Source organism: Micromonospora sp. RB23 (assembly GCF_053585025.1).
In genome coordinates, this window is sequence record NZ_CM132111.1 from 4,826,806 (window position 1) to 4,851,513 (window position 24,708).

The window sequence follows — 24,708 nt, forward strand, 5'->3', positions numbered from 1 at the left end:
CATGGCCGTGACGCTCACTCCGGCCCCGACGCCGGTCCGCCGGCCCGTCCGCGACCGGCACCACCGCGGCGTCGGCCGCTGGGTCGTGCTCGCCGTGGTCACCGTCGGCGCGCTCGTCATGCTGGTGCCGTTCGCGTTCATGCTGCTCAACGCGTTCAAGTCGCCGGGCGACTATTCGTCGGCCGGGCCGCTGAGCTGGCCGAGCGAGTTCTACACCAAGGGCCTGCGGACGTACTGGAACGAGGTGAACTTCCCGCTCAAGCTGTGGAACTCCGCGCTCATCGCCGGTTCCGTGGCGGTGCTCGGGGTCCTCGTGTCCCTGCTCAACGCGTACGCCCTGGGCATCGGTCGGGTCCGTGGCCGACTCTGGATCGTCGGGCTGTTCCTGTTGGCCAACATGCTGCCGCAGGAGGCGCTGATCTACCCGCTGTACTACGTGGCGAAGGAGGTCGGCCTCTACAACACCCGGCTCGCGGTGATCATCATCTTCACCGTGATCCAGAGTGCCTTCGGCACGTACCTGCTGGCCTCGGTGCTGGGTACCTTCCCGCGTTCGCTGTTGGAGGCCGCCGCGCTGGACGGGGCGGGCAAGTGGACCGTGCTGTGGCGGGTGGTCTTTCCCAACCTGCGGCCCACCCTGGCCGTACTCCTCATCTTCTTCTTCATCTGGACCTGGAACGAGTTCCTCATCCCGCTGGTCATGCTGATCGACAACCAGACGCAGACCATCCCGGTCGCGCTCGCCTCGTTGCAGGGCGACCGTCTGATGGACGCCCCGACGACGAACGCCGGCGCGCTGATCAGCCTGGTGCCGGCCATCCTCTTCTTCCTCATCTTCCAGCGCACTCTGGCGCGCGGCATCACGGCAGGAGCCGAGAAGTGAAGTTCACCGACGGGTACTGGCAACTGCGCCCGGGGGTCAGCGTGCTGCGCCCCGGCGCGGTGGAATCGGTCGAGCCGGACGAGAGCGGCTTCACCGTCTTCGCGCCGGCCGGTCAGATCACCGGTCGGGGCGACACCCTGAACCGGCCCGTCGTCACCGTCCGGTTCTTCTCCCCCGCGCCCGGCGTCGTCGGGGTGACCATCGGTCACCACAGCGGAGGACTCCCCCGCGAGCCGCACTTCGGGTTGACCACCGACGGCGCCCACCCCGTCACCGTCGACATCACCGGCATCACCGCGTCGTTGACCACCGGCGAACTGACCGCGCGGGTCACGCTCGTCGACGGCTGGCGGGTCGAGTTCCGGCACGGCGACCGCTTGCTCACCGCGTCCACCGCGCGCAGCGTCGGCATCGCCACCGACGGCGAGGGCCGCCGGTACGTGCACGAACGGCTCGCCCTCGGCGTCGGCGAGACGGTGTACGGGCTGGGCGAGCGCTTCGGCCCGTTCGTCAAGAACGGCCAGACCGTCGACATCTGGAACGCGGACGGTGGCACGGCCAGCGAGCAGGCGTACAAGAACGTGCCGTTCTATCTGAGCAGCGCCGGCTACGGCGTGTTCGTGGACCACCCGGAGCACGTGTCGTTCGAGGTCGGCTCCGAGGTCGTGGCGCAGAACCAGTTCAGTGTCGAGGGCCAGTCGCTCACCTACTACGTCATCGACGGGCCCACCCCCAAGGACGTGCTGCGCCGGTACACGGCGCTGACCGGCCGACCGGCCCGGGTGCCCGCCTGGTCGTACGGGCTGTGGCTGTCCACGTCGTTCACCACGTCGTACGACGAGAAGACCGTGACCGAGTTCGTCGACGGGATGGTCGAGCGGGACCTGCCGCTGTCGGTGTTCCACTTCGACTGCTTCTGGATGCGCCAGTTCCACTGGGTCGACTTCGTCTGGGACCCGGCGACGTTCCCCGATCCGGAGGGGATGCTGCGCCGCCTGCACGAGCGCGACCTGAAGGTGTGCGTCTGGATCAACCCGTACATCGCGCAGCGCTCGTACCTCTTCGAGGAGGGTCGGCAGGCGGGCTACCTGGTCCGCAACCCGGACGGCTCGGTCTGGCAGTGGGACAAGTGGCAGGCCGGGATGGCGCTCGTCGACTTCACGAACCCGGACGCGGTCGCCTGGTTCACGGGCAAGCTCAAGGTCCTGCTGGACATGGGCGTCGACTGCTTCAAGACCGACTTCGGTGAGCGCATCCCCACCGACGTGGTGTGGCACGACGGCTCCGACCCGCAGCGGATGCACAACTACTACTCCTACCTCTACAACAAGGCCGTCTTCGAGCTGCTGGAGACCGAGCGCGGCGAGGGCGAGGCGGTGGTGTTCGCCCGTTCCGCCACCACCGGCGGGCAGCAGTTCCCGGTGCACTGGGGTGGGGACTGCGAGGCGACGTTCGTCGCGATGGCGGAGTCGCTGCGCGGCGGGCTGTCCCTGGCGTCGTCCGGGTTCGGCTACTGGAGCCACGACATCGGCGGCTTCGAGGGCACCCCCGACCCGGCGGTGTTCAAGCGGTGGATCGCCTTCGGTCTGCTCTCGTCGCACTCCCGGCTGCACGGCTCCGGCTCGTACCGGGTTCCGTGGGCGTACGACGCGGAGGCCGTCGACGTGCTGCGGCACTTCACCCGTCTCAAGCTCAGCCTGATGCCGTACCTGGCGGCGGCGGCCGAGGAGGCGCACCGCGAGGGCATCCCGATGATGCGCCCGATGATCGTGGAGTTCCCGGACGATCCGGCCGCGGCGTACCTGGACCGGCAGTACATGCTCGGCTCCGACCTGCTGGTCGCGCCGGTGCTCAGCGCCGACGGTCAGGTCACCTTCTACGTCCCGGCCGGGACGTGGACGCACCTGCTGACCGGCGCCCAGCTGACCGGGCCGGCCTGGGTGACCGAGAAGCACGAGTTCGACAGCCTGCCGGTGCTCGCCCGGCCCGGGGCGGTCATCGCGTTCGGGGCGCGCTCCGACCGGCCCGACTACGACTGGGCGGACGGCGTCCGCCTGTGCCTCTACGCTCCGGCCGAGGGGCAACGGCGGCGGGTACGGATTCCGTCACCCGGCCGGGGGGCCGGCGCGGAGTTCGAGGTAGGTTTCCGCGACGGCGTGGCCAGGGCGGAACTGGTGGCGGGTGAATCGTCGGCGTACCACTGTGTGGTGGCCGGGACGGAGGTGGCAGGACAGTGACGGAGCGTGCCTTTCCGGAGAGTTTCCTCTGGGGTTCGGCCACGGCCGCCTACCAGATCGAGGGCGCGGCCAGCGAGGACGGCCGGGGCCCGTCCATCTGGGACACCTACAGCCACACCCCGGGGCGGACGCTGAACGGCGACACCGGTGACGTGGCCGCCGACCACTACCACCGCTGGGCGCAGGACCTCGACCACGTCGCCGAACTGGGCCTGGGCGCGTACCGCTTCTCGATCTCCTGGCCCCGGGTGCAGCCGGGTGGCGCCGGCCGGTTCAACCAGGCCGGCCTGGACTTCTACTCCCGGCTCGTCGACGGTCTGCTGGAACGCGGCATCCGCCCGGTGGCCACGATGTACCACTGGGACCTGCCGCAGGAGCTGGAGGACGCCGGTGGGTGGCCGGTCCGGGACACGGCGCTGCGCTTCGAGGAGTACGCCTCGGGGATCGTCGCCGCGCTCGGCGACCGGGTGCACACCTGGACGACGCTCAACGAGCCGTGGTGCTCGGCGTACCTGGGTTACGGCTCCGGTGTCCACGCGCCGGGGCGGACCGAGCCGGCGGCGGCGCTGGCGGCCGTCCACCACCTGAACCTCGCGCACGGTCTGGCCGGTCGCGTGGTGCGCGAGACGGCGCCGACGGCCGAGCTGTCGGTGACGTTGAACCTGCACGTCATCCGCCCCGCCTCGGACGCGGCGGCGGACGTGGACGCGGCCCGCCGCATCGACGCGCTGGCCAACCGGGCGTTCCTCGGGCCGATGATGAACGGGGCGTACCCGGCCGACCTGCTGGCCGACACGGCCGGTGTCACGGACTGGTCGTTCGTGCAGCAGGGCGACGAGAAGGTGGCCGCCGTGCCGCTGGACGTGCTGGGCGTCAACTACTACTCCAGCACCCTCGTCCGCGCCTGGGACGGGCACTCGGTCCGCTCGGACGCCGACGGTCACGGCGCGTCGGCGCACTCGCCGTGGGTGGGCGCCGAGGACGTCGACTTCCTGCCGCAGCCGGGCCCGTACACGGCGATGGGGTGGAACATCGACCCGCCGGCCCTGACCGAGCTGCTGCTGCGGCTGCGCCGGGACCACCCCGGTCAGCCCATGATGATCACCGAGAACGGCGCCGCCTTCGACGACGAGGTGGCTGCCGACGGGCGCATCCACGACGACCGGCGCATCGACTACCTGCGTCGGCACATCGCGGCTGTCGCGGACGCCCGCGAGCAGGGCGCGGACGTACGGGGCTACTTCGTCTGGTCGCTGCTGGACAACTTCGAGTGGGGTTACGGCTACGACCGCCGGTTCGGGATCATCCGGGTCGACTACGACACGCAGGAGCGCACCTGGAAGGACAGCGCGCACTGGTACCGACGCCTCGCCGCCACCGGTGAGCTGGACCAGGCGCGGGGCTGACCCGACCCACCCGCCTCGCGATCGGCGACATCGCCCGGCCGGCCCTCGGCACCGCCGTCGGCCCGGGCGGCAGGTTCTCACGAACTCCGACACGCTGGATGCGCTCGGCCGGAGCCGAGCGCATCCAGTTCGTTGATGGTCACCGCATCAACGGTCGTCCGGGGCAGGCCTGCCGGCGGAACGAGAGGGTCCCCGGCCGTCAGTCAGACGGCACCGTCGGCAGCGCGTCGATGTATCGGGCCGGCAGGGTCGTGAGCGGCGCGTCCGCGTACCCGCTATCGACGATCTCGTCCCACGATCGGAAGTACTTCTTGGCACCGCCGACGATCAGGTAGACATTCCCCTGCGGATCTTGCACCATTGTGCCGTCGCGGGGAACGCCGGAGACGCCGTCGAGATATCGGGTGGGCAGAATTGCCGGCGCCACACCGCCGTACCCGGTGTCGACGATTTCCTGTGGACTGTTGAACCAGACCATCGCGCCACCGACAAAGACGTAAATTCCGTGGTTCGGACCCGACACCACCGTGCCGTCACGCGGGATGGTGGGGAATCCGTCGAGGTATCGCGTGGGCACGACTGTCGGCGCCACGCCACCGTAGCCGGTGTCGACGATCTCCTGCGGGCTGGCGAACCAGATCCTCGCGCCACCGGCGACCACGTAGATGCCGTGCTGCGGCGCGGACACCACGGTGCCGTTGCGCGGGACGGCCGACAGCAGCCCGAACGTGCCGTTGGGAACGTCGGTCCAGGACCGTGGGTAGCCGGTGGCCGCGATCTCGTCGACACTGTCGAACCAGATGGGCGCTCCGCCGGCGATGACGGAGATCGCGCCCGCCGTCTCCCGGTACAGCGAGCCATCGGCGACGGGGAAGTCGATGATGGTGCCGCGCATCCAGTCAGCGAGATCGTCGACACGGATCTCGACCGCACCGCGCCGGGTTCCGGTCTCGCCGATGCATCCGGCCTGCCAGGACGTGCCGTTGATGGCGACCAGTTCGAGCGTGCCGGCACGTTCCCGGAAGGCGGGGCCGCCGGCATCGCCCTTGCAGATGGTCGCGTTCACCGGGTCGCGGCCCGTGACGTCGAACGTCGTCGCCGTCTGGTCGGCCCACCAGCCCACCGTGAACTGCGCGGTGTGCAGGCGGTCGGGGACCCACTCGGTCGCGGTTCGGCCGTAGCCCGCAACGCGGAGCACCTGCCCGTAGCGGGGCACGACCGAACTCAGCCGGACGGGCATGACGTTGTCGACCCGGTTCGTCAACCGGGCGAGGACCACGTTCCGCCCGGGATGCGGCACGAGTCTGTCGATGGCGACGACCGCGCCCGTGGAGGATCCCAGACTCGTGCGCCCGACGGTCGCCGTCGTCGGACGCGGCGGCGGACCGGCGACAACACCGGCCGAGCCAAAGCAACTCGTGGCCGTGATCACCCACTGCGCCGCGACCAGTGCACCCGAACAAGCGGAGCTTCCCGCCTGGCCCGGGGCCCCGATCGCCAGTTTGACGACGAACGGATAGGCGCCGTCCGGCGCTGCGACGCCGACAGCCGACTGCGCCGGCAGCCCCGACGACGTCAGGCCCGCAGCCACCATGGCAAGCGTCAAGCCAGCCCGCCAACCCATACTGGTAAATCTCACCCATTGCCCCGTCTGCTTGCTGGCACACACTGTGCTGGCTGCCCGACCAGGCAGCCAGGCGCGCAAAGGCAAGCGACAACGGCGATGTCACATCAACCCCCGTGGAAGCGAGACCGCGCAGCCACAGGCTAGTGGAGGGCAACTGCGTGCACAATGAGCGGCATACCTCATGGGCGTCAATACGACTTTGAGGTATATCGCTCACTGCCGTCCGCCCCCGTGGCGGCGACCGTGGCGGCGACCTAGACCCCGAGCCGCTGCGGCGGGACGGTGAGGCCGTAGAGCTCCATCAGCTCCGGCGTGTCGACGCGGCTGCCGTCGGCCACCGAGTCGCAGGCGATGTCGACGATCTGGTCCTTGTGTGCCAGCAGGTACGGCCGCGCGCCCACGTCGGCGCTCGCCAGTGTGGCGATGCCGGGCCAGTGTCGGCGGCCGAACAGCATCGGGTAGCCGCGCAGCCCGTCGTAGGTGGCGCAGACCAGCACGTCCGGGTACGGCAGCGCGGCCACCCGGCGTACGGCGGCGGCGGTCAGGCCCGGCATGTCGACCGGCACCACCACCACCGCCTCGATGCCCGCGTCGTCCATCGCGGCCAGGCCGGCGCGGATGGACGAGCCGACCCCGGTGCCCCACGCCTTGTTGACCACCACGGTGGCCTTGTCCAGGTCGGCGGTCTCCCGGACCGTGTCGGCTGCGGCTCCCAGCACGACCACGATCTGCGCGCAGCCCGCCTCGGTCATCGTGTCGATCATTTGGTTGACCAGTGGCTTCTCCCCCTGGTGCAGCAGCGCCTCGGGACCTCCGATACGGCGTCCGCCACCTGCGGCGATGATCATTCCTGCGGTCCGGTTCAGCTGGGGCCCCCTCAAGCGCGGGACCGTCCGTGACCGGCCGGCCCCTCCTACGGACACTGCAACGAGGAGGGCCACGAACGGGTAGCGGGGCGAAAAGGGAAAATAGTGCAACCGTTACGCAAAGGACCGCCATCGACGGGCCGATCCACCCCAGATCGCGGACCTGGCGGTATCCCGACGCGCGAACACCCCCGGGTCGCCGATCTGGAGTCGATCATCGCGCCACGGGTCCCGCACGCCGCGCAGGCCACGGTGAACCGGCTGAGGCGGGCGGATCAGGTGGCGTCGGCGTAGCAGTCGACTATGGACAGGTCGAGCGGGAAGCGCACCGGGGTGTCACCGAACAGCAGCGCGGTGGCCCGCTCGCCCGCCCGGTCCACCGCCGCCGCCACCTGCTCGGCCTGCTCGGCGGGACAGTGCGCCATCACCTCGTCGTGCTGGAAGAAGACCAGTTCGGCATCGGTGCCGGCCAACTCGGCGCGCAACGTGGCCAGCAGCGTGGAGGCCCACTCGGCGGCGGTGGCCTGGATGACGAAGTTGCGGGTGAAGCGGCCTCGGGACCGCGCGGCACGCGCCCGCGGGCTCTGCCGGTCGGCGGCCGCGTCCGGGTCGACCGGCCCCTCGTCCGGGTCGGCGAACCCGACGCCGCCCGGCGGACACGTCCGTCCCAACCAGGACCGCACCAGGCCGCCCGCCTCGCCGGTACGCGCCGCCGCCTCCACGTAGCCGAACGCCGTCGGGTAGCTGTGTCTCAGCACCGCGAGCGCGGGCACCGCCGCCCCACCGGTCTGTCCGTACATGGCACCCAGCAGCGCCACCTTGGCCCGGGGACGGTCACCGCCGAACGACTCACGGGCCAGCGCGGCGTACAGGTCGCCGGCGCCGCCCGCCGCCGCCAGCCGCGCGTCCCCGGAGACCGCGGCCAGGACGCGGGGCTCCAACTGGCCGGCGTCGGCCACCACCAGCCGCCAGCCCGGGTCGGCCACCACCGCCCGGCGGATCACCTTGGGGATCTGCAACGCGCCGCCGCCACGGGTCGCCCAGCGGCCGGAGACCACCCCACCCGGCACGTACTCCGGCTGGAACCGCCCGTCGCGCACCCACTGCTCACGCCAGGACCAGCCGTGCGCCGTCCAGATCCGGTACAGCTCCTTGTATTCGAGCACCAACGGCACCGCGGGGTGGTCGACGCCGCGCAACACCCAGGCCCGGGTGTTGGGTAATTCCACGCCGGCCCGGGCGAACGCCTTGAGCAACTCGGCCGGGGAGTCGGCGTGCAGCCGACGGACGCCGAACGCGTCGGCGATCCGGGCCGCCAACTCGGCCAACCGGCGCGGTGGCCCGCCGACCGGAGACGGCTCGCCCAACATCTCGGCGAGGATCTCGTCGTGCACGTCGGCGCGCCAGGGCAGCCCGGCTGCGCCCATCTCCGCCGCGATCAGGGCGCCAGCCGACTCGGCGGCCACCAGCAACCGGAACCGGCCGGGGTGCTCGGTCCTCACGACCCGGGCGAGTTGATCGGCGTACACCTGGGTCAGTGCCTCGATGCCCGGGCCCGGCGGGCCGGGCAGCGTGTCGAAGAGCGCGCCCTGGCCGTGGCCGGGCGGCGCGGCGGCGCGCGGTAGCGGGTCGGCCGGCACCGGCCCGCCGGTCAGGCGGGCCCAGGCGGCGGCCAGCGCACGGGGCTCACCCCACCGGCCGGCGTGCCCGAGCAGCAACGCCTCGGTCAACTCCACGTCGTGGCACCGCTCGACGCGCACCCCCGCCCGCAGCAGCGCCGGGTAGATCGTGCCGGCGGTCGCCCAGACCCAGCGCGGCCGCTCGGCCGCCTCCCGGGCGGCCACCGCGGACGCGAGATCGGTGACGGTCTCGGTCGGGCCGGCAGGGCGGCCGGCGGCGTCCAGCGGGCGCAGCTCTCCCCCACCCTGCTCATCCGCCACCACCGCCACCAGCACGAATGTGATTCTGCCTTCCCCCTCCGACAGGAAAACGGGTCGGTGGGTCGGCCCGCCGCTCGGTAGCGTGACCGAGTGCCCGTCCAGATCCCGCACCCCGACCCCGGCACCCCCGACACCCGCGGTCCGATGCGGTACCTGTGGTGGCTGGTCCGTCGCCAGCCCGGACGGGTGCTGCGCGGCAGCCTGCTCGGCACGGCCTGGATGGTCGGGCTGTCGGTCCGGCCCTACCTGATCGCCCGCGCGGTCGACGACGGGCTGCGCGACCACGACACCCGTGCCCTGGTCCTCTGGGTCGCGGCGATCGTCGTGGCGGGAGTGGGGTTGTCGTACCTGGGGATCATGCGGCACCGCACGATGACCTTCATCCGGGAGGACGCCAAGGCCCGCTCCGCCGAGGTGCTGCTGCGTCACCTGTCCCGGGTCGGCGCGGCGCTGCCCCGCCGCTCCGCTGCCGGTGAGGTGGCCACCGTCGGCGGGTCCGACATCGAGTGGTCGGCGCAGGTGCTGACGCTGACCGGGCCCGGGGTGGGGGCGGTCGTCGCGTACGGCGTCATCGCCGTGGTGCTCTGGTCGATCTCCCCGCTGCTCGCGCTCTGCGTGCTGGTGGGCGTGCCGGCGGTCGCGCTCGTCGTCGGGCCGCTGCTGCGCCGGCTCGAACGGGCCGAGTCGGTCTACCGCGGACAGCAGGGCGCGCTGACCGCCCGGTCCGGCGACATCGTGGCCGGGCTCCGCGTGCTCGCCGGGGTGGGCGGCCGGGACCTCTTCGCCCGCCGGTACGCGAGCCGATCGCAGGCCCTGCGCGCCGAGGGCTACCGCGTCGGCGCGGTGATCAGTTGGATCGACGCGGCGACGGTCGCCATCCCCGGCCTGTTCCTCGCGGCGGTGGTGTGGTTGACCGCGCGGATGGCCGTCACCGGCGACGTCACGGTCGGCGAGCTTGTCGCCGTCTACGGCTACGTGGCGACGCTGATCGTGCCGGTCTGGTTCCTGTTGGAGGGCAGTCACCAGCTCATCCGGGGTCGGGTCGCCGCCCGGCGGATCGCCGGCCTGCTCCGGCTCGCCCCGGACGACGTCGGTGGGCCGGGCCGCCGGTGGCCGGCCGGTGTCCCCGGCGCCCGCGACCCGGACGCCGTGCCCGCGCCGACCGGTCCCGCCGACCTGCGCGACCCGTCGACCGGGCTGACCGTCCGGGTCGGCCGGCTGACCGCGGTGGCCGCCGACGACCCGGCCGAGGCCGTGGCGCTGGCCGACCGGCTCGGCCGGTACGTCAGCAGCGACGTCACCTGGGGCGGGGTGCCGCTGACCGCTGTCGCCCTGGACGAGGTCCGGGCCCGGATCCTGGTCGCCGACCACGACTCGTACCTCTTCGCCGGCGCGCTGCGCGACGTGCTGAGGCCGGGAACCGACGACGACGAGGTCCGCGCCGCCCTGCGGACAGCGTCGGCCGACGACATCGTCGACGCCCTGCCGGCCGGACTGGACACCCCGCTGGATGCCCGGGCGCGGACGCTGTCCGGCGGTCAACGCCAACGGGTACGCCTGGCCCGGGCGCTGCTCGCCGAGCCGGAGGTGCTGATCCTCGTCGACCCCACCTCGGCCGTGGACGCGCACACCGAGGCCCGGATAGCCGAACGGCTACGCGCCGCGCGGGCCGGGCGGACCACGGTGCTGCTCGCCACCTCTCCCCTGCTGCTCGGCCGCGCCGATGAGGTCGCGTACCTGAGCGGGGGCCGGATCACCGCCACCGGCACCCACGACGGCCTGCTCGAATACGTCCCCGGCTACCGGCGCCTGGTGGCCCGCGGCAGCGACGACGAGCAGCACTCCGACGCCGAGGAGGCCTACCGGTGAGCCGCCTGCCGATCGCGGACCGCGGCACCGTACGTCGCGCCCTACGAGACATGATCAGCAGACATCGCCGGGCGGTCGGCGTCGTGCTGGCGCTACACAGCGCCGCCGCGCTCGCCGGGCTGGCCCCGCCGTGGCTGCTGGGCACCATCGTCGACCGGGTCACGGCGGGCGCGGACGTGGCGACGGTCGACCGGCTGGCCCTGGCCATCGCCGGCTGCGTCGTGGTGAGCGCGCTGCTCGCCCGGTACGCCCAGTACGCCGGTCACCGCTTCGGCGAACGCGCCGTCGCCGAGCTGCGCGAACAGTTCGTCGACCGGACACTCGCCCTGCCCGTGTCGGTCGTGGAGCGGGCCGGCGCCGGGGACCTGGCGACCCGCAGCTCGGTCGACGTGGCGACCGTCGGCACCACGGTCCGCGACGTCGCGCCCACCATCGTCATCGCCTCGGTGCAGTTGACGTTGCTGTTCGGCGCGGTGTTCCTGCTGCACCCCCTGCTCGGGCTCGCGGCGCTGGCCGGGCTGCCGTCGATCGTGGCCGCGACCCGGTGGTACCTGCGGCGGGCCAGCTCCGCGTACCTCACCGAGGGCGCGGAGGCGGCCGAGTTGACCGAGGCGTTGACCACGACCGCCGAGGGCGCCCGCACCGTCGAGGCGCTACGGCTCACCGACGACCGCGTCCGGTACGGCACCGCCCGCGTCGCCCGGGTGTGGCAGGCCCGCCGGGCGACGCTCGCCCTGCGTACGGTGTTCTTCTCCGTGGTCGAGGCCAGCTATCCCCTGCCGATCGCCCTGGTCCTGCTCGTCGGCGGCTACCTGCTCTCCGCCGACCTGGTGTCCCTCGGGTCAGTGGTCGCCGCCGCGCTCTACCTGCAACAGGCCATCGACCCGATGGACCGCCTGTTGCAGTGGACCGAGCAGGCGCAGCGTGGGTTCGCGTCGTACGCCCGGGTGCTCGGGGTCGGGCTGGTCCCACCCGAGCCGCCCGGCGGCACGGCCACGTCGCGGGGCGAGCGGCTCGTCGTCCGGGGGGCGCGGTTCTCGTACGCCGACGGCCATGACGTGCTGCACGGCATCGACCTGGAGGTGCGGCCCGGCGAACGGCTGGCGATCGTCGGTCCCTCGGGCGCGGGCAAGTCGACGCTGGCCCGGCTGCTCGCCGGGATCGACGCGCCGCGGCAGGGCGTCGTCAGCATCGGCGGTTGCCCGGTCACCGACCTGGACCCGGCCGAACGACGACGGCGGATCGCCCTGGTCACCCAGGAGCACCACGTCTTCATCGGCTCGGTCCGCGACAACCTGGCGTTCGCCGCCCCGGACGCGACCGACGAGCAGATGCGGGCCGCGCTCGCCACGGTGGGCGCCGACTGGTTCGACGCGCTGCCCGACGAGCTGGACACCGCGCTCGGCGACGGAGCCCGGCAGCTCGGCGCGGCCGAGGCCCAGCAGTTGGCGCTGGCCCGGTTGGTGCTCGCCGACCCGCACACGCTGATCCTGGACGAGGCGACCGCGGCTCTCGACCCGAGCACCGCCCGACGGACCGAGCGGGCCCTCGCGGCCGTGCTCGTCGGGCGGACGGTCATCGCCATCGCGCACCGGCTGAACACCGCGCACGACGCCGACCGGGTGGCCGTCCTGGCGGACGGCCGGATCACCGAGATCGGCAGCCACGACGACCTCGTCGCAGCCGGCGGGGCGTACGCGGCGCTCTGGCGCTCGTGGCACGCCCGCGCCGACGCGCGGTGACCGGCGTTACTTGACCGCGCCGGAGGTGAGGCCCGCCTGGATCTGACGTTGGAAGACCGCGTACACGATGATCATCGGGAGGATGGCGATGGTCAGCGCGGCGAACAGCCCGGACCAGTCGGCCTCGTAGCCGGCGTTGACCGAGATGTCGGCGATGCCCTGGGTGAGCACCCACTTGTCCTTGGCGTTGGAGAGCAGCACCAACGGGAGCTGGTACTGCGCCCACTGTCCGATGATGTTGAAGATCGCCACGCTGATCAGGCCCGGCTTCGCCATCGGCATCATGACCTGGAAGAACAGCCGGGTGTGCCCACAGCCGTCGATCATCCCCGCCTCGGCGACCGAGGACGGCAGCGTCTTGAAGAACGCGGCCAGGAAGAAGATCGTGAACGGCAGCGAGTAGGCGATGTAGACCAGGATGACGCCCTGGTAGGTGTCCAGCATGCCGAGCTGCTTCACCACGAAGAACAGCGGCACCAGGGCCAGGAACACCGGGAACGCCAGCCCGGAGACGAACAGGAAGTAGATCGCCCGGTTGCCCCAGAACTTGTAGCGCGCCAGCACGTACGCGGCCATCGAGCCGAGCAGCATGGTGCCGAAGGTGCTGCACGCGACCACGAAGACGCTGTTGAGGAAGTACCGGCCGACGTGCGCCTTGGTCCAGGCCCGGCCGAAGTTCTCCCAGCGCAGCTCCGCCGGGAGCGTCCACGGGCTGCTGAAGATCTCACTGGTGTTCTTGAACGCGGCGAGGAAGGTCCACAGGATCGGGACGATCACGATCACCGCCCACACGGCGAGCGCGATGTGCCCGAGGCTGGCGAAGAGCCGTACCTCCGAGCGGGGCCCCTTGCCACCCCGACCGCCGGACGCGGACGGATCGCCGGTCTTCGGCGGTAGCGCCGCCGGCGTCGGCGGCAGCGTCGACTGCGGGTTCATCAGTACTCCACGCTTTCCCGCTTGGTGAGCCGCAGCGTCAGCGCCGCGAACGTGATGGTGAGGAAGAAGAGCGCCACGCCCATCGCGGAGGCGTAACCGTACTTCGAGTAGACGAACGCGTTGCGGTAGATCTCCATGGCCAGGACGGTGGTGGCGCCGTCCGGGCCACCGCCGTCCACCGAGAGCACGGCCACGATGGCGAACGCGTCGAACGCCGCGATGCCCAGGTACACCCACGCGACCTGGAGGGTGTCCCAGAGCAGCGGCAGGGTGACCCGGAAGAACAGCGTCACCCTGGTCGCCCCGTCCATCTCCGCGGCCTCGTAGATCTCGCCCGGGATGGAGGCCATCCCGGCCGAGAAGAGCACCACGTAGAAGCCGACGGCCTGCCAGACCAGCACCGCGATGATCGACCAGAGCGCCAGGTTCGGCTTGATGAGGAAGAGGATCGGCTCCAGGCCGAACTTCATCAACACACCGTTGATCAGGCCGGACTCGTTCGGCCGGTAGACCATCTGGAACAGCACCGCGATGATCGCCACCGCCAGGACCTGGGGGAAGAAGAACACCACCCGGTAGAACTTCGCCCCCCAGACCCCCTGGCGTTGGCCACCGCTGCTCTTGCCACCCACGTTGAGCAGGAAGGCGAAGAACAGCGCGATGGCGATCGTGATCAGCGGCAGGGCAAGCAGCAGTACGCCGTGGTGCTGGACCGCCTTCCAGAAGGCGCCGTCGTCGAGCAGCCTCCGGTAGTTGTCGAAGCCCACCCACTGCGGGGCGGAGAGCCCCCGCCAGTTGGTCATCGAGATCTGGAACGCCTGAATGTACGGCCAGATCACGAATGTCACGTACAGCGTGACCGGGAGGAACAGGAACCCGACCACGAACGGATACTTGCCGTGCCGCATGACCCTAGCTCCGATCGATCAGCGCTTGAACTTGGCGACCGAGCTGTCCTTCTTGATCGCGTCGGCGCGCTTCTGGATCCGCTCCACGAAGGCGTCCGCGTTGATCCGGCCGAACATCAGCTCGTTGGTGGCGCTGCGCGCCTCCGTGTCGAGCTCCTTGTACCAGCCGTCGAAGTACAGGTTGAACACGTCCTGGCCGGCCGCCTTGAGCGCGGCCTGCGAGCTGGCCACACCGGGCGGGAAGGCGAAGCCCTCCGAGCCGGCGGTGACCACGGTCGGGGCCTTGACGACCTCGGTGAAGCCCTTCGCGCCCGCCTTGGACAGCATCTGGCGCATGTACTCCAGACCGCCCTTGGGGTTCTTGCTCTTCGCCGAGACGAAGTAGCCCTCGCCCGCGGTGGCCCGCAGGGCGGTGGCCGGCAGCTTGTCCGACGCGGTGAGGCTCGGCACCGGCATGAGCTGGTAGTCGAAGCCGGCCGGGGTGTCCTTCTTCTGCTCACCCTCCAGCCAGTCACCGCTGGGGTAGAGGGCGACCTTGTACTGGTTCTGCCGCAGCTGGACGTCGGTGTGCTTGAGCCCCTCGAAGCTCTTGTCGCTGAACTTCGCCCCGACCTCGGCCCACGCCGCGGCGGCCTGCTTGACCGCGTCCTGCTTCCAGGCGCCGTCCTCCAGGTTGTCGATGTTCTTCAGCACGTCCGTGCCACCGATCTTGGCAGCATGGGTGAGGATCACGTTCCACTGGTAGTAGGCCGCGTTCGCGCCCGCGTACCCGTACGGCGTGATGCCCTTGGCCTTGATGGCGGTGAGCAGCTTGATGAAGTCGTCCCAGGTCTTCGCCGGCGCCCAGCCGTTGTCCTTGAACAGCTTGCCGGAGTACCAGATGCCGAAGACGGTGGAGACGTAGTACAGCACGTACGGCTTGCCGTTGAACGAGCCCGCCTCGACGGTGCCCGGCACGACGGTGTCGCGGACCTTCTTGGCCGGGTCGTCGACCGACGGGGCGTCCCACAGCTCGGTGAGGTCCTGGAGCTGACCGTCGGCGACCAGCGAGCCGAAGTCGATCAGCTTCTCGCCCGAGTTGTTCACGAACTCCGGCGGGTTTCCGGACGCGAACCGCGGCTGAAGCACCGTGGAGACGGCCTGCGTGGACTGGTGCTTGATCTCCGCCTTGGGGAACGCCGCCTTGTACAGCGGCTCGTGCACGTCGGTCGCGTACTTCTCGCCGTAACCACCATTGAAGATGATCACCTCGATCGGCGCGTCCTCCTTGACGCCCAGCGGGTTCTTCTCGCTCTTGGTGCCTTCGGCGGCCTTCTCGTTGTCCTTGTCACCGCCGCTGCTCGTCGCGCAGGCGCTGAGCAGGCCGATGGCCGGAGTGGCGAGCATGCCCACGGCGGCGGCGCGACGCAGCACCGTGCGACGGTCGAGCGCGGCCGGGTGCTCGGGGGTAATCGACATCGTCGTCTCTCCTTGTGGAATTCGGGTCAGGCGGTACGCCGGAGACGCCCGGCGTACCGCGACTCGAGGGCGATGTTGTGCTCGTCCCCGCCGGGGACGTTGGCGGAGAGGTAGATAGGGGGTACCTCCCCGGCCTGGTGGAACCGTCGTACGACCTCGGCGGTCAGCAACTGCGCCAGCAGCGCCGTGGTGACCGAGGAGACCGCACAGACCGCGCCGCCGCCCTCGAGCGGCAGCAGTGCGTCACCGTACGGCGCGCCGTTGTCCAGCACGACGTCGGCGAGGTCGGCGAGCCGTTGACCGGACGGGTGCCGTGGCGCCACCCGCGCGGTGTGCTCGACCGAGGTGACCGCGATCAACGGATGACCGCGCTCGGTGACCAGCGCCGCCAGCTCGACCACCGAGCCGTTGATGCCGGACTGGGACGCCACCACGAACACGTCGCGCGGCTGGGGCGCCGCGAGCGCGTAGATCTGGTGGGCGATGGAGGGATCACGTTCCAGCTTCGGGTCGGCGAGCACGTCACGCGGGGCGTCGCCGTGCACCACCAGGTCCCGTACCGAGAGCCGGTTCGTGGGGACGAGCCCGCCCGCGCGGGCGACCAGCTCGGCGGCGAACGCCTCGGAGTGCCCGGCCCCGAACGCCTGGAGCACGCCGCCGGCGCGCAGGCTGTCGGCGATCAGGTCGGCGGCCCGGGTGATCCCGTCGGCCTCCGAGTCGAGCAGGCGGTCGAGCACCGGGCGGACGGCGTCCGCGTACCCCTGAGCACTGATCATGACAGGCTTCCCTTCGCGGCCTTGTGCCCGTCGACGGCCTGCGCGGTACGCCGGAAGGCCGCGTGGGCGCGGTCGTGGGTGCGCTGGGCGACGGCGATGTAGAGCAGGTCGAGCACCACCAGTTGCGGGTGGCGGGCGGAGAGGGCGTCCGGCCGGAAGGTGGTCGCCTGGCTGGCCGTGAGCAGCACGATGTCGGCCAGCTCGGCCAACGGCGAGCGGGGGAAGCCGGTCAGGGCGAGGGTCGTGGCGCCCCGGCTGCCCGCCTCGGCCAGCATCTCGATGGTCTCCCGGGTCTGGCCGGTGTGCGAGATGCCGAGCGCGACGTCGCCGACGCCGAGCAGCGCCGCGCTGGCCAGTCCCTCGTGCACGTCGCTCCAGGCCCAGGCCGCCACCCCGATGCGGTGCAGACTGAACTGCATCTCCTCGCCGACGAGCGCGCTGCCGCTGGCCCCGAAGATGTTCACCCGGTTCGCGCCGGCGATCGCCACCGCGGCGCGTTCCACCTCGCCGAGGTCGAGCAGCGCGGCGGTGTCGTGCATGGCCCGGGTGTCGGCGGCCATGATCTGGTCGAGGACCCGGGCGAGGGGGTCGTTCGGCTGGATCTCGCGGCCGATGTCGACGGTCCAGCCGGCCGAGCGGGCCCGGCCGGTCTCGGCGGCGATGCCGAGGCGCAGGTCGGCGTACCCCTCGAAGCCCATGGCCCGGCAGAAGCGGGTGATGGTGGCCGGTGAGGTGCCGCTGCGCTCGGCCAGCTCCACGATGGTCGAGCGCGCCGCGGCCTCGGGGTCGCTGAGCACGTGGTCGGCGACCCGGCGCAGCGCGCCGGTCAGCTCACTGAGCCCGTTGCGGACCCGGGCCAGCACCCCGTCGGAGGCCGCGCTCCTTCGGTCGATCCCGTGGGCGTCGACCACCGCGGTCCCCGCGGCAGTGTCCACCTCGTGATCAACCATGGGACGCCTCACCTTTCCGAAAAGACTGTTAACTGTTAGTGGTAAAAGTTCTTACTGAAGGGCCCTCCGTGTCAAGACTGTGGGCGAAGTTTTCAAACTGTTACCTGGCGCACAGCCCCCGCGAGCCACCCGGAGTTGCCCCACCGGGCCGCGCCGACCAGCATGAACAGGCCCATGACCGCGCACCGCAAGGAGGCCCGTGCCGATGTCCGACACCGTCGTGGTCGGCCTCGACGTCGGGGGTACGTCCACCCGGGCGACCGCCCTGACCCTCGCCGGCGAACGCCTCGGCACCGGTAAGGCCGGCGGCGGCAATCCCACCAGCCACGGCGCCGAACGCGCCGCCGCCGAGGTGTCGACCGCGTTGCGCGCCGCGCTCGCCGACGTCGACCCGACCCGGGTGGCCGCCGGCACCATCGGGCTGGCCGGAGCGGCCCGGCTGCTCGCCGACCCCGCCGGACGGGCCGCCTTCGACCGGGCCTGGTACGACGCCGGCCTGCGCTGCCCCTACACCGTGCACGGCGACGCCCTCGTCGCCTACGCCTCCGGCACCGCCGAACCCGACGGGACGATCCTCATCGCCGGCACCGGCGCGATCACCGCGCAGGTCGTCGACCTGCGGCTCGACCGCGTCGCCGACGGTCACGGATGGCTGCTCGGCGACGCCGGATCGGGCTTCTGGCTCGGCCGCGAGGCGGTCCGCCGACTCCTCGCCGACCTGGACACCGGTGCTGTCCCCGGCGCGCTGGGCGCGGCCGTGCTCACCGAACTGGTGGGCAGTGCCGACGTCGCCCCCCGATCACGCGACACCGTGGACGCCACGATCCAGGCGGTCACCCGCCGACCGCCGATCGACCTCGCACGGCTGGCGCCACTCGTCGTCACCGCCGCGACCGACGGCGAACCCGTCGCCACCGCGCTGATCGCCGAGGCCGCCGCCCACCTGGCCGAGAGCGTCACCCGCATCCGCCCGGCGCAGTCGACGACGCCGGTCGTGCTCGGCGGCGGACTGCTCATCGCGGACACCCCGCTCGCCACGGCCGTCCGCGCCGAGATCGGTCGACGCTGGCCGTCGGCGCCCCTGCGTACCGCCGGCGACGGGGCAGCCGCGGCCGCCTGGCTCGCCGCCCGCGACCTACCCGAGCTCGCCGACCCGGCAGCCCTGCACGCGCTCCTCTTCCCCACCCCCTGACCCCGCCCTGGCGCGGCCACGCCGGACGGGCGCCTGCCATGTGGGCCCCCGCCACGCGAACCCGTGCCGTACCGGCCCGCCGCCACGGGGCCGCGCCGTCATGATCGCGCTCGAACCAGGGTGTAGTGGCCTCACGCCGCGCGGAGGGGACTACATCCAGGAACGAGCACGATCATGGCGCAGGCCCGACCCTCCACACGCACCTCAACGTGCCCGACCCGCGGCCGCGCCGCCCAAGATCCGCGCACTTTCCCTGAAACTGCTGCCTCAACGAGCCGGGAGGCAGCAGTTTCAGCGATGTTGTGCAGATCTTGAAGGGCACGCGAGGCGGCGGCCGGGAGGAGCAGGGGTGATCGGTATCGGTCAGGTTTGGGTGGGGAACCCGAGGTCGACGCCACCGTGGCGCGGGTCCAGCCACCGGCTGGTGACCACCTTGCCCCGGGTGAAGAACCGCACCCCGTCCTCGCCGTGGGCGTGCAGGTCGCCGAAGAGGGACGACTTCCAGCCGCCAAACGAGTGGTACGCCATGGGCACCGGGATCGGCACGTTGATGCCGACCATGCCCACCTCCACCTCGTGCTGGTAGCGCCGCGCCGCGCCGCCGTCGTTGGTGAAGATGGCAGTGCCGTTGCCGTACGGGCTGGCGTTGACCAGTTCCACGGCCTCGTCGTACGAGCCGACCCGCACGACGCTGAGCACCGGCCCGAAGATCTCGTCGGTGTAGATCGTCATGTCCGGTGTGACCCGGTCGAACAGGGTCGGGCCGAGCCAGAACCCGTCCGGGTCGCCGTCGGGCGTCACGTCCCGGCCGTCGACCACCGGCACCGCCCCGGCGGCAACGCCCGCGTCCACGTAGGACCGCACCCGCTCGGCGTGCGCGGCGGTGACGAGCGGACCCATGTCGCATCCCCGCCGGCCGTCCCCCGTGCGCAGTCCGGCCATCCGGGCGGCGATCCGCTCCACGAGGGCGTCCGCCACCGGCTCCACGGCCACCAGCACCGAGATGGCCATGCACCGCTCCCCCGCCGAGCCGAACCCGGCGTTGACCGCCGCGTCGGCCGCCAGGTCGAGGTCGGCGTCGGGGAGCACCACCATGTGGTTCTTCGCCCCACCGAGCGCCTGGACCCGCTTACCGGCGGCGGTGCCGCGCTGGAAGACGTGCCGGGCGATCGGCGTGGACCCGACGAACGACACCGCACGCACCTCCGGATGGTCCAGCAGCGCGTCGACGGCCTCGGCGTCGCCGTTCACCACGTTGAACACCCCGTCCGGCAGGCCGGCCTCGGCGAACCACTCGGCCAGCAGCAGCGCCGCGCCGGGGTCCTTCTCGCTCGGCTTGAGCACGACAGCGTTGCCGCAGGCCACCGCCACCGGCACGAACCACAGTGGCACCATCACCGGGAAGTTGAACGGCGAGATCACCGCCACCACGCCGACCGGCTGCCGGATCGTGTACGAGTCGACCTCGGTGGAGACGTTCTCGCTGAACGCGCCGCGCAGCGCCGAGGGCAGGCCGCAGGCGTACTCGATGACCTCCAGGCCACGCTGCACCTCGCCGGCGGCGTCGGCGAGCACCTTGCCGTGCTCGGCCGTGATCACCTCGGCGAGCCGGTCGCGGCGGGCGTGCACCAGTTCCCGGAACGCGAACAGCACGGCGGACCGCCGGGCCAGCGACGCGTCGCGCCAGTCGCGGGCCGCGCGGGCGGCGGACCGCACCGCCACATCCACGTCCGCGGTCGAGGCCAGCTCGACCTCGGCGGTACGACGACCCGTGGCCGGATCGAACACGTCGCCCCGCCGCTCGGACGTGCCACCCACACGCTTGCCGTCCACGAAGTGGCCGATGCTCATGCCGCCCGGACCGCCGGTGCTCACGCCGCCCGGACCGCCGGTGCTCACGCCGTCACCTCCGCCGACGAGCGGATCGCGTCGACGAGGATCGCCAGGCCCTCGCGGGCCTCCTCCTCGGTAAGCGTCAACGGTGGACCCATCCGCAGCACGTTGCCGTACAGGCCGCCCTTGCCGGTGAGCAGACCGCCGGCGCGGCACGCCTCGAAGACCCGGTTGGTCATCGCCGGGTCCGGCTCGCCGCTGCCCGACCGGACGAACTCGACGCCGAGCATGAGCCCCTTTCCCCGTACCTCGGCGACGCAGTCGAGACCGCCCACGGCGGACCGCAGGCCGTCGGCGAGGATCGCGCCGACGCGGGCGGCGTTCGCCTGGAGGTCGTGCGCGATCAGGTAGTCGAGCACCGCGTTGCCGGCGGCCGTCGAGATCGGGTTGCCGCCGAAGGTGGAGAAGCTGATCCCCGGCACCGCCTGGAGCACCTCGGCCCGGCCGACCACCCCGGCCAGGGCGAAACCGTTGCCGATGCCCTTGGCGAAGGTGAGCAGGTCCGGGGTGATGCCGTGCGCCTGGTAGCCCCAGAAGTGCTCGCCGGTACGCCCCCAGCCGGTCTGCACCTCGTCGGCGATGAACAGAATGCCGTGCTCGTCGAGGACCTTCTTCCACGCGGCGAAGAGCCCGTCCGGTGGGTGCACGAACCCGCCCACGCCCTGGATCGGCTCGGCGATCAGCGCGGCCACGTCGCCGGACGTCTGGGTGGCCAGCACCTCACGCAGGTCCTCCACGGCCGCGTCGACGCGCTCGTCGGCGCTCAACCGTGCCAGCAGGCCGCGTACCCGGTCACCGGAGTGCAACCAGGCCACCTGCAACGGGTTGAGCGCGCTGGCCGACCAGGTGCGGTTGCCGGTGACGCCCATCGCCGCGTACGACCGACCGTGGTAGCTGTTGCGCACCGCCAGGACCTGGTGCGAGCGGCGGTGGTTGGTGGCGAACAGCAGCGCCGCCTCGTTCGCCTCGGTGCCCGAGTTGGTGAAGAACACCCGGGCGTCCGGGATCCCGGAGCGCTGGGCGATCTTCTCGGCCAACTCGACCTGCTGACGGATCAGGTAGAGCGTCGAGGTGTGCACGATGCCGGTGGCGAGCTGCCGCTCGACGGCCTCCCGGATCTCCGGGATGTCGTAGCCGATCATGTTGGTCAACACGCCGCCGAAGAAGTCCAGGTAGCTGCGGCCCTGCGCGTCGGTGACCCGGCGACCCGAGCCGGAGACCAGCTCGATCGGCTCGTCGTGATAGAGGGGCATCCAGGACGGGAGCACGGCCCGGTGCCGGGCCAGCAGGTCGTCGGTCATCGTGGCACCCTTCAGCGGCGTTCGTGGATACCGCACGCTCCCACCGCCGGCCGGCGCGGACAACTGGCAGGGTGTAGCGCAGAGCGGGTACGACCTGACAGTCACGCCGCCCGCGGACGCCACGGCAGGTGCAGGGCGGCGGCGACCACCGCGAAGGCCGCCCAGCCGGTCCCCAGCGCGCCGACCGTCGAGACGTCCTGGACGTAGTGGTGGGCGGCGAGGAACGCGACGAGCGCGAGGCTGTTGCGGGCGAAGTGCCAGGTGAACTCGGACAACTGGTGTCGCGCCTCGACGGCCACCAGCACCCCCGAGTACGGGAACGTCACCACCATCGCCCGCAACACGGCCCCGAGCAGCGCGGTGAGGACCGCCCCCAGGAAGATCACCACCAGCTTGAGCGGCACGGGCAGCCCTGGTGCGGCTGGCCCGTCAGCGCTGACGGTGACCGGTCGGGCGCGACGTTTGCGCAGCAGCATGCCCGCCGCCCAGAGCACGAGCGTGCCGGCGAGAGCCACCTCGAACGGGACGTCGACGGCCACCAGGCCGGCGCTCAACGCCACGTAGACGGCGATCCCCGCGCCGTCGGCGAGCAGGATGGGCCAGCGCAGCCGCTGGTGGGTGAGCGCCACGGTGACGAAGAAGAGGTTGAGCCCGAGCACGCCGAGCACCTGCGCGCCGCCGACGCCGTACCCGGTGGTGACCAGGGCGAGCGTCATCGGCAACGGAAGGCTGTAGACCAGCGCCCGGAGCCGTACCGAGCGGATCACGCTCACCGCCCAGACCACGGCCGTCACCAGCAGGACGGCGCTCCACGTCATGGCGCCGGCGTCGTGTCCTCGAAGGTCGCCATGCTCGCGCAGGCGTCGAACACCCGGGTCAGTCGCTCGACGTCCGCGCGGTTGACGGAGAACTGGTTCTCGCCGATCTCGCCGTGGGCGGTCATCCGGGCCTCCCAGCAGCTCGACGAGTCCCAGAGCGTCAGGTTGACGAGGAGGTGCGAACCCACCGCGCCGAAGGGCAGCAGACCCACCCGGGCCCCGGCCGCACGTTGCCGGCCCACCAGCTCGGACAACTCGTCGGTCATCGCGGCGTAGACGAAGACCCGGGTGATCCGTACCCCCCGGCGCAGGGCGTCGAGGTTCGCCTCCCAGTAGCGGCGGCCGATCTCGCCACGCCACCAGCTCAGCTCCCCACTCGCCCGGGGCATCACGTTCGTCAACGCGTCCAGCCGGTGTCCACAGGCGCGGGTCGCGCCGAGCAGGTCCTCGTCCTCGTCGCCCCGGCGGATGATGCGCCCCTGCGCGAACCCCTCGGCCTCCAGCCGGAACTGCTCGTAGCGTCGCCGCGCCTCCACCGCGACCCGCGTACCGGCGTGCTGCTCCGTCGCCTCCCGCATCGCGACGACCACCTCCGTGGCGGTGTGCGCGAGCCACGGTGGACCGTCCAGCAGCGTCCGCAGGTGGAACCGGCGCTCCGCGCGGGCCAGCGAGTCCACCAGCAGCGAGATGGTGATGCCCATCAGGCCGGCCAGCAGCGACTCCACGCCCGAGGCCGCGCCGGTGAGGTCGAGCAGGACGCTGAGGGTGATCGACAACGTGATGCCGACCAGCGCCACCGGGTCGGTGTGCGCCACCAGGCGGAGGAAACCGCTCGCGGAGGTGCCACCCCTGCGCCGCGGGCGCGCCACGTCACGGGTCATCGAAGTCCCCCCATCAGCCGCTGCGACCAGCGTAAAGACCAGCCACAACAGCGAGCCGGTAGCATCCGGCAGGTGCAGGAAGCGCAGACAGGTACGGTCGCCGAGCGGATCACCCCCGACGTCGAGGCCTGGGTCCGCTCCACCCCGCTGCGCGGCCTCGTCCGGCACTTCGGCGGTGACCAGCCGCCCGGTGACCTCGCCGAGGCGCTGCGGTTCCTGGACGACTTCTCCGCCCGCCACTGGGACTTCCGCAACGGCCGGGAACGACCCGACGCGCGCGAGCCGGACCTCGATCCGGCCACCGCGACGCTGGTCCTCGACGCGGCCGCCGCGCTCGGGCTCGTCCACCCGGTGCCACCGGCCCGGTCCGCGTACGCCCACCTGGTCGTGCTCGGCGGTCTGGCGCACGCGTGCGTACGGCGCGTCGGGTACGCGAAGCACCTGCTGCGCGCCGGCCTGACGGTGCGCGGCGAGGTGGCCGTGCTGGGCAGCTTCCGACCGCTGTCCGAATGGGAACGGGCCACCCTCGCCGACGCCGGTCTGCCGGCCGACGAGACCGAGGTGGACGTGCTGGACACCGCCGTGCGGCGGGTGTTCGAGGTGGCCGAACCGACGGAGCAGGCCGGTGTGGACACCGGCCACCCGCACCACTCCTGGTCGTCGCGGACCTACCGACCGGCGGGTCTCCCACCGGTCCGGGTGCTGGCCGCGCCGTCCAGCGAACCGGACCGGCGACGGGCGCACACCGCCGACACGCAACGGTTCTGGGCCGGGCACGCGCGGCTCGCCCCGGGTGACGAGGTGCTGATGGTCACCGCGCCCATCTACGTGCCGTTCCAGCACTGCGACGCGCTGCGCACCCTGGCCCTGCCGTACGGCTGCGGCATCGACACGGTCGGGGTGGATCCGGCGGTGGCCGATCCGGCGGTGCTGCCCGAGCAGACCCTCACACCGGGCCGCTACCTCCAGGAGGTCCGCTCGGCGATCCGCTCGATGCGCGCCCTGCACGAGAGCCTGCGCTGAGC

19 protein-coding genes are annotated in these 24,708 nt (G+C 71.8%); 7 read left to right on the forward strand and 12 right to left on the reverse strand.

Going from position 1 to position 24,708, the window contains the following annotated elements; all coding sequences use genetic code 11:
• The first annotated feature begins 1 nt into the window (after position 1).
• From ACTFTM_RS21910 to ACTFTM_RS21920, 3 genes are read left to right on the forward strand one after another with little or no spacing between them, the layout of a single operon-like run.
• Positions 2 to 883, forward strand: a complete 882-nt coding sequence (locus ACTFTM_RS21910) for a carbohydrate ABC transporter permease (RefSeq protein WP_449562360.1) — start codon at positions 2 to 4, stop codon at positions 881 to 883.
• The gene (yicI, locus tag ACTFTM_RS21915; RefSeq protein ID WP_449562361.1) at positions 880 to 3,120 is read left to right on the forward strand and encodes an alpha-xylosidase; all 2,241 of its coding nucleotides are present in this window, start codon (positions 880 to 882) and stop codon (positions 3,118 to 3,120) included. Before ACTFTM_RS21910 ends, yicI begins: the two co-directional genes overlap by 4 nt.
• Complete coding sequence (locus ACTFTM_RS21920) at positions 3,117 to 4,526, forward strand: GH1 family beta-glucosidase (protein WP_449562362.1); 1,410 nt, start codon at positions 3,117 to 3,119, stop codon at positions 4,524 to 4,526. The genes yicI and ACTFTM_RS21920 overlap by 4 nt, the downstream gene beginning before the upstream one ends.
• 199 nt (positions 4,527 to 4,725) lie before the next feature.
• Here the strand turns inward: ACTFTM_RS21920 and ACTFTM_RS21925 are convergent, their stop codons facing one another.
• The 3 genes from ACTFTM_RS21925 to ACTFTM_RS21935 form a co-directional block, all read right to left on the reverse strand.
• On the reverse strand, positions 4,726 to 6,195 hold the full coding sequence (locus tag ACTFTM_RS21925) for a S1 family peptidase (protein WP_449562363.1): 1,470 nt from the start codon (positions 6,193 to 6,195) through the stop codon (positions 4,726 to 4,728).
• Between the two features lie 212 nt (positions 6,196 to 6,407).
• Entirely contained in the window at positions 6,408 to 7,001 is a 594-nt protein-coding gene (locus ACTFTM_RS21930; RefSeq protein ID WP_449566693.1) for a nucleotidyltransferase family protein, read from the reverse strand.
• Positions 7,002 to 7,294: 293 nt separating this feature from the next.
• Positions 7,295 to 8,974 (reverse strand): bifunctional 3'-5' exonuclease/DNA polymerase, encoded by a 1,680-nt coding sequence (locus ACTFTM_RS21935; protein ID WP_449562364.1) that lies wholly within the window; start codon positions 8,972 to 8,974, stop codon positions 7,295 to 7,297.
• Between the two features lie 129 nt (positions 8,975 to 9,103).
• Here ACTFTM_RS21935 and ACTFTM_RS21940 point away from each other — a divergent pair, with 129 nt between their 5' ends.
• Together ACTFTM_RS21940 and ACTFTM_RS21945 are read left to right on the forward strand one after the other, a co-directional pair.
• Positions 9,104 to 10,828, forward strand: a complete 1,725-nt coding sequence (locus ACTFTM_RS21940; RefSeq protein WP_449566694.1) for an ABC transporter ATP-binding protein — start codon at positions 9,104 to 9,106, stop codon at positions 10,826 to 10,828.
• Between the two features lie 50 nt (positions 10,829 to 10,878).
• Positions 10,879 to 12,570: an ABC transporter ATP-binding protein gene (locus tag ACTFTM_RS21945; RefSeq protein ID WP_449562365.1), complete on the forward strand. Its 1,692-nt coding sequence runs from the start codon at positions 10,879 to 10,881 to the stop codon at positions 12,568 to 12,570.
• Between the two features lie 6 nt (positions 12,571 to 12,576).
• Here the strand turns inward: ACTFTM_RS21945 and ACTFTM_RS21950 are convergent, their stop codons facing one another.
• From ACTFTM_RS21950 to ACTFTM_RS21970, 5 genes are read right to left on the reverse strand one after another with little or no spacing between them, the layout of a single operon-like run.
• A complete protein-coding gene (locus ACTFTM_RS21950; protein WP_449562366.1) occupies positions 12,577 to 13,506 on the reverse strand; it encodes a carbohydrate ABC transporter permease in 930 nt (309 codons plus the stop codon).
• Positions 13,506 to 14,414 carry a carbohydrate ABC transporter permease gene (locus ACTFTM_RS21955; RefSeq protein WP_449562367.1) on the reverse strand — a complete coding sequence of 303 codons (909 nt, stop codon included), beginning with the start codon at positions 14,412 to 14,414 and terminating at the stop codon, positions 13,506 to 13,508. Before ACTFTM_RS21955 ends, ACTFTM_RS21950 begins: the two co-directional genes overlap by 1 nt.
• Positions 14,415 to 14,432: 18 nt before the next feature.
• Positions 14,433 to 15,872: an N-acetylglucosamine/diacetylchitobiose ABC transporter substrate-binding protein gene (gene ngcE, locus ACTFTM_RS21960; protein WP_449562368.1), complete on the reverse strand. Its 1,440-nt coding sequence runs from the start codon at positions 15,870 to 15,872 to the stop codon at positions 14,433 to 14,435.
• A 26-nt stretch (positions 15,873 to 15,898) separates the two neighbouring features.
• Positions 15,899 to 16,648, reverse strand: a complete 750-nt coding sequence (locus ACTFTM_RS21965; protein ID WP_007462484.1) for a sugar isomerase domain-containing protein — start codon at positions 16,646 to 16,648, stop codon at positions 15,899 to 15,901.
• Positions 16,645 to 17,598, reverse strand: coding sequence for a MurR/RpiR family transcriptional regulator (locus ACTFTM_RS21970; RefSeq protein WP_449562369.1), 954 nt, complete (start codon positions 17,596 to 17,598; stop codon positions 16,645 to 16,647). Before ACTFTM_RS21970 ends, ACTFTM_RS21965 begins: the two co-directional genes overlap by 4 nt.
• A gap of 205 nt (positions 17,599 to 17,803) precedes the next feature.
• Here ACTFTM_RS21970 and ACTFTM_RS21975 point away from each other — a divergent pair, with 205 nt between their 5' ends.
• On the forward strand, positions 17,804 to 18,790 hold the full coding sequence (locus tag ACTFTM_RS21975; protein WP_449562370.1) for an N-acetylglucosamine kinase: 987 nt from the start codon (positions 17,804 to 17,806) through the stop codon (positions 18,788 to 18,790).
• Positions 18,791 to 19,153: 363 nt separating this feature from the next.
• Here the strand turns inward: ACTFTM_RS21975 and ACTFTM_RS21980 are convergent, their stop codons facing one another.
• From ACTFTM_RS21980 to ACTFTM_RS21995, 4 genes are all read right to left on the reverse strand, one after another.
• Positions 19,154 to 20,641, reverse strand: a complete 1,488-nt coding sequence (locus tag ACTFTM_RS21980; protein ID WP_449566695.1) for a CoA-acylating methylmalonate-semialdehyde dehydrogenase — start codon at positions 20,639 to 20,641, stop codon at positions 19,154 to 19,156.
• A gap of 44 nt (positions 20,642 to 20,685) precedes the next feature.
• Positions 20,686 to 21,984, reverse strand: a complete 1,299-nt coding sequence (locus ACTFTM_RS21985; protein WP_449562371.1) for an aspartate aminotransferase family protein — start codon at positions 21,982 to 21,984, stop codon at positions 20,686 to 20,688.
• 101 nt (positions 21,985 to 22,085) lie between these two features.
• A complete protein-coding gene (locus ACTFTM_RS21990; protein WP_449562372.1) occupies positions 22,086 to 22,802 on the reverse strand; it encodes a hypothetical protein in 717 nt (238 codons plus the stop codon).
• Positions 22,799 to 23,683, reverse strand: coding sequence for a hypothetical protein (locus tag ACTFTM_RS21995; protein WP_449562373.1), 885 nt, complete (start codon positions 23,681 to 23,683; stop codon positions 22,799 to 22,801). The genes ACTFTM_RS21990 and ACTFTM_RS21995 overlap by 4 nt, the downstream gene beginning before the upstream one ends.
• A gap of 72 nt (positions 23,684 to 23,755) precedes the next feature.
• On the opposite strand from ACTFTM_RS21995, the gene ACTFTM_RS22000 reads away from it, so the two are divergent.
• Entirely contained in the window at positions 23,756 to 24,706 is a 951-nt protein-coding gene (locus tag ACTFTM_RS22000; RefSeq protein ID WP_449562374.1) for a hypothetical protein, read from the forward strand.
• Positions 24,707 to 24,708: the final 2 nt, after the last annotated feature.

What these genes read in the sequence shown, in the direction of transcription:
- ACTFTM_RS21910 (WP_449562360.1), top strand. Translation starts at nt 2, where the DNA reads ATGGCCGTGACGCTCACTCCGGCCCCGACGCCGGTCCGCCGGCCCGTC.
- ACTFTM_RS21930 (WP_449566693.1), bottom strand. Translation starts at nt 7,001, where the DNA reads ATGATCATCGCCGCAGGTGGCGGACGCCGTATCGGAGGTCCCGAGGCG.
- ACTFTM_RS21940 (WP_449566694.1), top strand. Translation starts at nt 9,104, where the DNA reads ATGCGGTACCTGTGGTGGCTGGTCCGTCGCCAGCCCGGACGGGTGCTG.
- ACTFTM_RS21945 (WP_449562365.1), top strand. Translation starts at nt 10,879, where the DNA reads ATGATCAGCAGACATCGCCGGGCGGTCGGCGTCGTGCTGGCGCTACAC.
- ACTFTM_RS21950 (WP_449562366.1), bottom strand. Translation starts at nt 13,506, where the DNA reads ATGAACCCGCAGTCGACGCTGCCGCCGACGCCGGCGGCGCTACCGCCG.
- ACTFTM_RS21955 (WP_449562367.1), bottom strand. Translation starts at nt 14,414, where the DNA reads ATGCGGCACGGCAAGTATCCGTTCGTGGTCGGGTTCCTGTTCCTCCCG.
- ngcE (WP_449562368.1), bottom strand. Translation starts at nt 15,872, where the DNA reads ATGTCGATTACCCCCGAGCACCCGGCCGCGCTCGACCGTCGCACGGTG.
- ACTFTM_RS21965 (WP_007462484.1), bottom strand. Translation starts at nt 16,648, where the DNA reads ATGATCAGTGCTCAGGGGTACGCGGACGCCGTCCGCCCGGTGCTCGAC.
- ACTFTM_RS21970 (WP_449562369.1), bottom strand. Translation starts at nt 17,598, where the DNA reads ATGGTTGATCACGAGGTGGACACTGCCGCGGGGACCGCGGTGGTCGAC.
- ACTFTM_RS21975 (WP_449562370.1), top strand. Translation starts at nt 17,804, where the DNA reads ATGTCCGACACCGTCGTGGTCGGCCTCGACGTCGGGGGTACGTCCACC.
- ACTFTM_RS21980 (WP_449566695.1), bottom strand. Translation starts at nt 20,641, where the DNA reads ATGAGCATCGGCCACTTCGTGGACGGCAAGCGTGTGGGTGGCACGTCC.
- ACTFTM_RS21985 (WP_449562371.1), bottom strand. Translation starts at nt 21,984, where the DNA reads ATGACCGACGACCTGCTGGCCCGGCACCGGGCCGTGCTCCCGTCCTGG.
- ACTFTM_RS21990 (WP_449562372.1), bottom strand. Translation starts at nt 22,802, where the DNA reads ATGACGTGGAGCGCCGTCCTGCTGGTGACGGCCGTGGTCTGGGCGGTG.
- ACTFTM_RS21995 (WP_449562373.1), bottom strand. Translation starts at nt 23,683, where the DNA reads ATGACCCGTGACGTGGCGCGCCCGCGGCGCAGGGGTGGCACCTCCGCG.